This is a genomic window from Nonomuraea sp. NPDC059007 (assembly GCF_042740555.1).
Classification (GTDB): Bacteria; Actinomycetota; Actinomycetes; order Streptosporangiales; family Streptosporangiaceae; genus Nonomuraea.
In genome coordinates, this window is record NZ_JBHYJD010000021.1 from 110,527 (window position 1) to 119,684 (window position 9,158).

The following is a 9,158-nucleotide window of genomic DNA, read 5'->3' on the forward strand; positions in this document are numbered from 1 at the left end:
CGTTAGCTTGCCGATCGTGCAACCTCTCCCCCGCATGGCCGCCGTGGCCAGGACCGGGCTGATCACCGGCCTGATCTCCACCGTTCCCGCCGTCGCCCTGCTGGTCGTCGCGCTGACCGCCGATCCGCGCAGCGGCGTCGGATACCTCTACTTCCTGGCGCCCATGATCACGCCGTTCGCGTTTCTGGTCGGCCTGGTGATGCTCGCCGCCCGCGGCGGGGCGCGCCAGGCCGGCGGCGGCGTGGCGGGCAGCGTGCTGATCGTGCTGGTGGCCTACGCCGTCACGGCCCTGATGACCGACGAGCCGCGGACGATGCTCACCTTCTTCGTGCTGCCCCTGGGCGCCGCCGCCCTCTTCCCGCTCGCGTTCGTGACGGGTGTCTGGCTGGTCAGGGCGCCGCGAGGCGGATGATCTCGCGTGGCCGTACCTCGCGCTCGTCGTAGGCGAGGTCCACGTCGGCCGCCTGGACCGCGGCGAGCGAGGCGGTGAACGCCGCCTCCGACTCCCACTCCACGATGGACACCACCGCGTCGCCGGCCAGCCAGCACGTGGCCGACAGGCAGCCGGGCGCCCGCCGGAACTCCGCGGCCACCGCCTGGACGCGCGCGACGAACTCCTCCCGGTGCTCGGCGGCCGGGTAGTGGTGGCCGATCATTCCGACCTTCATGATGATCTCCTTTGATTCGGGTCTTCGGGTGACTGCCAGCCCCGGCCGATCTTCCTGACCAGGGCGGGATCCACGATCAGGTGCCTGAACGGCCTGATCGCGAGCATGTAGGCCCGGCCGAACAGGCCGTTCGGCTTCACCAGGACGGCCATCTGGCCGCGGTGGCCGCCCTTGCCGTCCGGGACCCAGGCGATGTGCATCACGGTGTGCACGGTCCTGTTCGCCATCTCCGACGCCCACTCGGTGTCGGTCTGGAAGACCGAGGTGAACGGCACCGCCCGCAGGTCGGGGCCACGCCTGGTTTGCAGGTGCGGCGGCAGCCGTCCGCGCAGGGATCGCACGCGCGAGCCGATCCCGGCGGCGCCGCGGTCCCAGCCGAACAGGGCGCCGATCTTCCAGCGCAGGGCGAAGAGCGCGCCCGTGAGGCCGGAGAAGCCGCCAGGACGCGTGGACATCTGGCGGACGAGCACGTCCAGGTCACCGGGGCCGCCGGGGGTCGGCAGCGCCCAGACGTCCTCGACCCGGAAGTCGGGCGCCACCTCGTGGATGTGCCAGGCGTGCTTGGTGTGCTCGGTGTTCGGGATTCTCATGCGCGCGCCCATTCGGCCATCAGCGCGAACAGCGCGACGCGGTCGAGCACCGGCTGCCCGGGGTCGAGCTCGCGGTAGCGCTGGTAGACGTTGACCACGATCCGCTCGGCGTCCAGCCAGGCGGCGTACTCGCCCAGGTCGATGCCGAAGGCGGCCTCCCGCACGTCCAGGCCCTTGGCGTGGGCGGCGTCGGCGTGCGCGACGACGTGACCGAGGTAGTCGCGGACGGCGCGGATCCCGGCGGCGTCGGTCACCGGCCCGTGGCCCGGCACCACGGTCGGCGCGTCGAGGGCGAGCATCGTGTCGCAGGCGGCGATCCAGTTGGCGATCGGCCCGCCCCACACGATCGGCGTGCATCCGACGAACAGCAGGTCGCCCGCGAACAGCACCCCCGCGTCCGGCACGTGCACGACCGTGTCGGCCCCGGTGTGCGCGGGGCCGAGGTCGAGCAGGCGCACCTCGCGGCCGCCCACGTCGAGGGTCAGCCGCCGCTCGTAGGTCTGGTCGGGGCCGCGCAGCCTGATCCCGCCGAAGTCGAAGGCGCCGAACCTTTCACGCAGGTACGGCGTGAGCACCGGCCCGAGGTCCATGATCTGGAGCGCCGCGGTCATCTCCGGAGCCATCTCGGTACGCATCTCGTGGGCGGTGCCCCCGGCGGCGATGACGCGGACCGAGCCGGGCAGCAACTGGCCGCCGTGGGTGTGGTCGCCGTTGGCGTGGGTGAGCACGTGGTGGGTCAGCGGATGGCGGTCGGTGACCTGCCGCAGGCCGTCCAGCATCTCGGCGGTGTGCCGCAGGTCGTAGAGCGTGTCGACGAGCAGCGACGCGCCGTCGCCGGTGACCAGCCCGGCGTTGCTCATGCCGTAGCCGCCGTCCGGCAGCAGCCACGCCCAGACCCCGTCGCCGACCTGGTGCGCCCCTTTCGTGTACGGCACCCGCGGGCTCGGCGCGCGGTTGACCCTCGGCCCGCGTGGTGCGGCGGCGGGATCGGGCCTGGCGGGCAGCGGGTGCGGGGCCGTACCGGCGCGGACGGTCTGGCGGATCTCGCCGAGCCCCTCGGCGCGCAGCGTCACCACGTCGCCGTCCTTGAGCCAGCCGCGGAAGGCGGCGAGGTCGGCGAAGCTGAGGTGCTCGATCAGGCAGCAGCCGGGAACGGTGCCGGAGCCGAAGACGTCGCCCGGCTGGAGCTCGACACCGCGCGAGGCGTAGGCGACGACCTCGCCGAACGTCCAGTCCATGGCGTCGGTACGGCCGGCCCCCACCAGCTCCCCGTTGACCTCGGCCCGCACCTCGATCGCCGGCCACCCGCCGGGGCCGCAGGGCAGCTCATCGGGCGTGACCAGCCAGGGCCCGAGAGTGGTGGCGCCGTCCTTGCCCTTGGCCTGCCCGATCTTGAGCTGGGCTTCGAGTGCCTGCAGGTCACGCGCGCTCCAGTCGCAGAACAGTGTGTAGCCGGCGATGTGCTCCACGGCCTGCTCGGGCGTCAGGTCCCGTCCCGGCACGCCGATCACCGCGCCGATCTCCAGCTCGAAGTCGAACCAGGCGCTGCCCGGCGAGACGGTCACCTCGTCGCGGGGCCCGATGACGGTGGCCGGGTTGGCGAAGTAGAAGGCGGGGATCTGGTACCAGGTCGGTTCCAGGGTCGCGGTGCCGCCCGCGGCCCTGAGGCAGCCGCGCATGTGGTCGAGGAAGCACAGGCAGTCGCGGATGGACGGCGGCCTGGGGATGGGCGCCTTCAGCGTGAGGTCGGCGAGCGGGGTGACCTGGGCGGGTTCGGCGAGCGCCCGCTCGCCCGCCTGCCGCAGCGACGGGCCGAGCAGCTCGATCAGGCCGGTGCCCGCGGGCAGGGCGTGGACCTGGTCGCCGTTGACGACGCCGACCCGGTCACCGTCGGCCGAGGCGTAGGTGACGAAGCGCAAAATGACCTCCTGTGTTGGCCAGCATAGAGTATGATTGCTAGCACAGAAGGAGGCGCGGTGACAACACGTCGAGAGCAGACCAGCCAGGAGAGCCGCGAGCTGATCCTGGCCGCGGCGGCCAAGCTGTTCGCGGAGAAGGGCTACCGGCAGACCACGTTCGCCGACGTGGGCGAGCGCTCCGGGATCAGCAGAGGGTCGATCCCCTGGCACTTCGGCAGCAAGGAAGGGCTGCTGCTGGCCGTTCTCGAACGCTCGCTGGAGGAGCTGCGCGCCGGGCTCGGCGAACCGCCCGAGCGGGTGGAGACGGCGCTCGACCTGCTGGCGGAGGGCGCGGGGGCGCTGTTCGCGCTACCCACGGGCAGGCTCTTCGTCAACCTGCTGGTGGAGGCGCTGGAGCCGGGCTCACCGATCCAGGGGCGCTACGTCGAGATGCACGAGGCGCTGCGCGCGCACGGCAGGCGGGTGCTGGAGCGGTTGCCGCTGCCGCCCGGACTGTCGGCCGAGGGGCTGTCGATCCTGCTCGTCGGGGCCGTGATCGGCGTGCACCAGCAATGGCTGCTGGCCCCTGACCGCGTCGACTACCCGGAGGCGCTGGCCGCGCTGCGCGCGCTGATGGCGAGAGCGGTGCTTCCAGGCCCGGCGCAGGGGTGATGCCACCCCGGCGCGGGGGTGAAGGCGCCCGTGCCGCGCCGGGGTGGAGCGAGGTGGTGGCCGGTCGGACGGGCCGACCGGCCACCGGGGTGTGTCAGGGCACCCAGTGGTTGTGCGTGGCGGTGATCATGACCTGGAGCTGGATGCTCGCCGCGAAGTAGCTGCTGCTGTCGATCGGCGTGGCCAGCATCTTGTTCCAGAGCGCGTCCAGCCAGGCCTGGCTGCCGGAGTCGGTCATCGCCGCCACCGCGAACGGGGCGAAGAACGAGGCGTCGCTGCCGGAGGAGATCTGCGTGCCGTTGAGCTTGTAGCCCATGGCGATCTTGCCGGGGTCGCCGCCGGTCTTGGACTTGACCCAGGTGTTCAGCTTGCGGGCGGCCGTGAGCGACCTGGCGTCGCCGCTGGTCACCGCGTCGGCGCCGATCCGCCAGGGCACGCGGCAGGAGTTCCACCAGTACTGGCCGTCGTTCGCGTGCTCCAGCACCTTCCCCGGCGCCGGGCGCGGCGAGGTGTTGGTGTCGACCACGAAGTCGGGCAGCAGGCCGGTGTTCGGGGCGTAGGTGGACTGCAGGGAGGCGATCACGTTCTGGTGCGCGTTGCGCACGGTGTCCCAGGTGGAGTCGCCGGTGGCCTTCTTGAAGGCGCGGAAGTGGCCGGCCATCCAGTCCGAGGCGCGCGAGACGTAGTAGCGATGGTCGCTCGGGGTGCTCCAGTCGCCCAGCTTGAGCAGGTTCGTGGAGGGGTTGAGCTCATCCTTCTTGATCGCGTTGATGTGCCGCACGGCGAGGTTCTTGTAGTTGTACGTGCCGTTGCTGCCCCACTGCCGGTCGGCCAGGAGCAGGCCGTAGGCCACGTCCATGTCGCCGTCGGTGGCGCCGTCGCTGCCGTTGACGCTCTGGCAGGCCTCGTTCTGCTCGGCGGCCAGCAGGTCGGGGTTGATCACCGACGGGTGGTCGATCATCCACTTGGTCAGGCCGTCGAAGATCTTCTTGGCGTCCGGGTCGGCTCCGGCCATGGTCGCCGCGATCACCATGCCGTAACCCTGGGCCTCGGCCACGTACGGGTGGTCGGCGTCCGGGGAGTAGACCTGGTACCAGCCGTTGCCGCAGTTCTGGCGGAGGAAGGCGGTCTTCCACCGCTTGTAGTAGTCGACCACCTTCTGGTCGAGCGTCGCCTGGGCGCCGGAGGGCTTCAGCATGCCGGAGGCGTAGGGGATGGCGTGGCTGCCGAACGGTACGGCGGGGCCGCCGCCGCCCGCCTGGGTGGTGGCGGTGACCGGGCCGCTCGCGGGTGAGACGTTGCCCGCGGCGTCACGGGCCTTGACCGTGTAGGTGTAGGCCGTGGCGGGGGTCAGGCCGGTGTCGGTGTAGGTCGTCCCGGTGGCGGTGTTGACCAGGGTGCCGCCCCGGTAGACCTCGTAGCCGGTGACGCCGACGTTGTCGGTGGCGGCGTTCCAGGCCAGGGAGACGCTGGTCGAGGTGGTGGCGGTGGAGCGGAGGTTGCCGGGGGTGCTCGGGGGCGTGGTGTCGCCGCCGCCCGGGAACGAGCCGTAGGTCTCGAACTCCCAGAGGGAGTAGCCGTAGGTGGTGCCGCGGGCCGTGCCGTACATGCGGATATAGCGCCCGCTGCCCGACAGGCCCGTCAGGTCGTCGGTGGCGCCGTTGCCGGAGGTGGTGGAGTAGATGTCGGTCCAGGACGTGCCGTTGGGCGAGGTCTGGATCTTGTACGACTTGCCGTAGGCGGCTTCCCAGCTCAGCTTGACGCGGGAGATGGTCGCGGTGGCGCCGAGGTCGATGGTGACCGATTCGGGGTCGTGGCCCTCGGCGCTGGCCCAGCGGGTGCTCGTGCTGCCGTCCACCGCCTTGGCCGCCTCGAAACCGGCGCCTTCGATGGACGAGGCGGTCGCGGGCCTGTCGCGGGAGATCAGGGTGTCGGCCGCCGAACTGGCGGCGGCGGGATGGGCCGTGAGGGCTGCGACCATGGCCGCGGCGGCGGCCATGGCTCTGACAACGTGCGGCATCAGCGGGGTCCTTGGGGGGTGAGGTTCGGACGACGCCTTAGTTAGGAATGTTTCCTAACTTGTAGGGACAGTAAAGAACCTTCGCCCGCTTGGCAAGAGCCCCTCGCGCGATCAGCAGGGATAGAGGCCGCGCCCCTGCCGGTGGGAGGCGTTGCCGTAGGTGAGGTTCTTCCGCTCATAGGCCTTGATCGTGTACGGCCCGGCGTCCGGCCAGTTGGGGATGTCGACACAGATCGTCTTCGCGTAACCGCACTCGTTGACGACCTTCACGTACCGGAAGAAGTTGGCGGAGCCGCCGCTGTACCACCCCTCGTGCTGGACGTTGCACGCCGAGGCCGCCGCCGAGACGTCCGCCTGCGCCGGTGCCGCGATCGACAGGGAAACCAGCGCCGCGGCGCCGAGAAGAACCTTCTTGAGCATGACTGACTTTCCTTTCTGGAAGTTGCGAGGGGAAACGTTAGGGACGCGGGGTTCGCGGGAGATATGAGCGCCTCATATCGAGCTCATAGCGGCGGCGTGCAGGCTCTAGCCAGCCGATCAACGCCGAGGGGGACACCAATGATCGAGTGGGAGCATCTCGCGCTCTTCTGCCAGTCGGACCCCGACTTCTTCGCCCGCCCCGACCGGATCGCCGACACCGCGGAGCGACTCGCGCACCGCGAGCCCCCGGCGAACTGGGAACGCACCGAGAAGGACCTCTGGGTACGGCTGCGCCCCGCCTACCGCCCGCTCAAGCGGACCGGCTGGAAGATCCACGTGGCGGTGACGCCCGGCGACGCCGACCACGCCTGCGCGATCGTCTGGGACTACTGCGTCGAGCGCGACATCCCGTTCAAGTTCCTGCGCAGCCGGCGCGCCATCCAGCTGCTGAACGGCAAGTACGCCGACCGCGCGGCCAGCGGCAAGGCCATCACCATCTACCCGGCCGACGACGAGGAACTGGCCGAGGCGCTGGAAACACTCGGCCACCAGCTCAAGGGCATCACCGGCCCGTACGTCCTCAGCGACCTGCGGATCGGCGAGGGCCCGCTGTTCGTCCGCTACGGCGCCTTCACCAAGCTCACCTGCGTCGGCGAGGACGGCGAACCGGTGTCCGGCAGGCTGGACCCGGACGGCCGGATCGTCCCCGACGTACGCGAGGCCCGGTTCGTCCTGCCCGAGCGGGTCGAGGTGCCCGAGGTCCTGACCCCGCACCTGGAGGCCCGCCACAGCGGCAGCGCCGGCTTCCCCTTCGCCGTCGAGAGCGTCATGCACTACTCCAACGCCGGCGGCGTCTACCTCGCCACCCGCAAGGGGACCGACGAGCGCGTGGTCCTGGTGGAGGCCAGGCCGCACGCCGGTCTCGACCGCAACGGCCGTGACGCGGTCGCCCGCCTCCAGGTCCAGCGCGACATCCTGCGGCGCCTGGACGGCCTGCCCTGCGTGCCCCGCCTGCTCGGCCACCACCTCGCCTGGGAGCACCACTTCCTGGTCGAGGAGCACGTCGAAGGCCTGAGCCTGTTCGACGAGATGGTCCGCCGCTACCCGTACGCCCACAACACCTACGGCCCGCCGGAGCCCGAGGTCAGGGCCTACACCGAATGGGCCGCCGAGATCGTCGGCAAGATCGGGCACGCGCTGGAGCGGATCCACGAGCGCGGCGTGCGCTACGGCGACCTGCATCCCGGCAACGTCATCGTCCGCCCCGACGGCGAGGTCGTGCTGGTCGACTACGAGTACGCCCGCGACCTCGACGACACCACGATCCTGGACGGCGGCGCGCCCGGCTTCCACGCGCCCGCCGGGATGAGCGGCGCCGCCGCCGACCGCTACCAGCTGGAGTGCGTACGCGTCTGGCTCCACCTGCCGATGAACATGCGGCCCGAACACACCCCCGCCCAGGTCCGCCGCGCGATCGGCACGGTGACCGACCTGTTTCCCGTGGACGAGACGTTCGCCGCGCAGGCGGCCGCCGGGTTCGGGCTGACCGGGGACGGCCCCGCCCCCGACGTGGCCGACCGGCTGCTGGGCGACGGGGAGATCTCCTGGCCGGCCGTACGCGACTCGCTGGTGGCGGGGATCATGGAGAGCGCGGACCTCTCCCGCGACGGCGCGCTGTTCCCCGGCGGCCCGCAGCAGTTCGCCACCGGCGGCTTCACGCTGGCCTACGGGGCGGCCGGGGTGCTGCTCGCGCTGCACCGGGTGGGCGCCGAGGTGCCCGCGGCCTTCGCCGACTGGATGGCCGCCCAGGCCCTGCGCGGCCCGGACGCCAAACCCGGGCTGTACGACGGCCTCCACGGCGTCGCCTACGTCCTGGACGAACTGGGCTACACCGACGTCGCGCTGAAGGCGCTGGAACAGGCGCGGGCGGCCGAGGACCGGGTGGCGACCGCGGGGCTGCTCAGCGGCGGCGCCGGCCACGCGCTCAACCTCCTGCACTTCGCCCACCGGACCGGCGACGACGCGCACCTGTCCGGCGCGCTCGCCATCGGCGAGCGGCTGGCCGCGCTCACGGACGACCGGAAGCCCGCAGAAGGAGGGCTGATCCGCGGCATGTCGGGGGTGGCGCTCTGCTTCCTGCGGCTGTTCGAGACGACGGGCCGGGACGTATGGCTGGACCGCGCCCGCGCCGCCCTCCAGCAGGACCTCGACCGGGGCGAGGTCCTGGGCGGCGACACCTTCCACCTGGTCGACCACGGCACCCGGCGGCGCAACATCCTCTACGTCGAGGGCGGCAGCGCCGGGCTGGCGATCGTCGCCCACGAGTACCTGCGGCACCGGCCGGACGAGGCTCTCGCCGCCGCCGTCGTCGGGGTGCGGCGCGGGTGCCGGGCGCCGTTCACGCGGGGGCCCAGCCTGTTCCGCGGACGGGCCGGGTTCATCGCGACGCTCGCGCATCTGGGCCATCCGGCCGACCACGACGTGCTCATGGCGCACGTGCCGAGGCTGGCGCTGCACGCGCAGCCGTACCGGGGGCACCTGGCCTTTCCGAGCACCAAGCTCCTGCGCCTGTCCATGGACGTGGCGTCAGGCTCGGCGGGCATCCTGCTCGCCCTGAACTCAGCGTTCCGAGGGGGCGGATCCTTTCTGCCCTTCCTCGGGGCCGGGACGACAGAAGGGAGGTGACCACCATGGCCGAGATTCTCGCCCTGCAGTCCGAGGCCCCCAAGCGGGGGGACAGCCACTGCATCAGCATCACGACCGACTAGTTCGCGTCCGGCCGGGCGCCGTCGAAGACGATTCGTCCGCGGGCCCCCCCGGGGCAGGGTACGAGCGCGCTGTAGGATCAGATGGTCGACCGGGCCAAACCCCCCCAGAGGCGCGGGCAGAG

8 protein-coding genes are annotated in these 9,158 nt (G+C 71.7%); 3 read left to right on the plus strand and 5 right to left on the minus strand.

Going from position 1 to position 9,158, the window contains the following annotated elements; translation table 11 throughout:
• Window positions 1-16: 16 nt before the first annotated feature.
• Window positions 17-412, plus strand: coding sequence for a hypothetical protein (locus ACFWY5_RS31305; protein WP_379614145.1), 396 nt, complete (start codon window positions 17-19; stop codon window positions 410-412).
• On the opposite strand, the gene ACFWY5_RS31310 is transcribed toward ACFWY5_RS31305, so the two are convergent.
• The 3 genes from ACFWY5_RS31310 to ACFWY5_RS31320 are packed head-to-tail and all read right to left on the minus strand — an operon-like array spanning window position 390 to window position 3,177.
• Window positions 390-668 carry an antibiotic biosynthesis monooxygenase gene (locus tag ACFWY5_RS31310; RefSeq protein ID WP_379614147.1) on the minus strand — a complete coding sequence of 93 codons (279 nt, stop codon included), beginning with the start codon at window positions 666-668 and terminating at the stop codon, window positions 390-392. The two genes, ACFWY5_RS31305 and ACFWY5_RS31310, sit on opposite strands and share 23 nt — an antisense overlap.
• A complete protein-coding gene (locus tag ACFWY5_RS31315; RefSeq protein ID WP_379636211.1) occupies window positions 665-1,258 on the minus strand; it encodes a DUF2867 domain-containing protein in 594 nt (197 codons plus the stop codon). Before ACFWY5_RS31315 ends, ACFWY5_RS31310 begins: the two co-directional genes overlap by 4 nt.
• Window positions 1,255-3,177 carry a fumarylacetoacetate hydrolase family protein gene (locus ACFWY5_RS31320; RefSeq protein WP_379636213.1) on the minus strand — a complete coding sequence of 641 codons (1,923 nt, stop codon included), beginning with the start codon at window positions 3,175-3,177 and terminating at the stop codon, window positions 1,255-1,257. Before ACFWY5_RS31320 ends, ACFWY5_RS31315 begins: the two co-directional genes overlap by 4 nt.
• 57 nt (window positions 3,178-3,234) lie before the next feature.
• Between ACFWY5_RS31320 and ACFWY5_RS31325 the strand changes: the two genes are divergently transcribed.
• The gene (locus ACFWY5_RS31325; RefSeq protein ID WP_379636215.1) at window positions 3,235-3,828 is read left to right on the plus strand and encodes a TetR/AcrR family transcriptional regulator; all 594 of its coding nucleotides are present in this window, start codon (window positions 3,235-3,237) and stop codon (window positions 3,826-3,828) included.
• 94 nt (window positions 3,829-3,922) lie between these two features.
• Here the strand turns inward: ACFWY5_RS31325 and ACFWY5_RS31330 are convergent, their stop codons facing one another.
• Together ACFWY5_RS31330 and ACFWY5_RS31335 are read right to left on the minus strand one after the other, a co-directional pair.
• Window positions 3,923-5,848 carry a glycosyl hydrolase family 8 gene (locus ACFWY5_RS31330; RefSeq protein WP_379636217.1) on the minus strand — a complete coding sequence of 642 codons (1,926 nt, stop codon included), beginning with the start codon at window positions 5,846-5,848 and terminating at the stop codon, window positions 3,923-3,925.
• Window positions 5,849-5,959: 111 nt separating this feature from the next.
• A complete protein-coding gene (locus tag ACFWY5_RS31335; protein ID WP_379614157.1) occupies window positions 5,960-6,268 on the minus strand; it encodes a hypothetical protein in 309 nt (102 codons plus the stop codon).
• Window positions 6,269-6,406: 138 nt separating this feature from the next.
• On the opposite strand from ACFWY5_RS31335, the gene lanKC reads away from it, so the two are divergent.
• Window positions 6,407-8,953, plus strand: a complete 2,547-nt coding sequence (gene lanKC, locus ACFWY5_RS31340) for a class III lanthionine synthetase LanKC (protein ID WP_379636219.1) — start codon at window positions 6,407-6,409, stop codon at window positions 8,951-8,953.
• The last annotated feature ends 205 nt before the right edge of the window (window positions 8,954-9,158 follow it).

Bases quoted from the DNA above. Each gene is read 5' to 3' on its own strand.
- lanKC (WP_379636219.1), top strand. From the start codon at position 6,407: ATGATCGAGTGGGAGCATCTCGCGCTCTTCTGCCAGTCGGACCCCGAC.
- ACFWY5_RS31315 (WP_379636211.1), bottom strand. From the start codon at position 1,258: ATGAGAATCCCGAACACCGAGCACACCAAGCACGCCTGGCACATCCAC.
- ACFWY5_RS31310 (WP_379614147.1), bottom strand. From the start codon at position 668: ATGAAGGTCGGAATGATCGGCCACCACTACCCGGCCGCCGAGCACCGG.
- ACFWY5_RS31335 (WP_379614157.1), bottom strand. From the start codon at position 6,268: ATGCTCAAGAAGGTTCTTCTCGGCGCCGCGGCGCTGGTTTCCCTGTCG.
- ACFWY5_RS31330 (WP_379636217.1), bottom strand. From the start codon at position 5,848: ATGCCGCACGTTGTCAGAGCCATGGCCGCCGCCGCGGCCATGGTCGCA.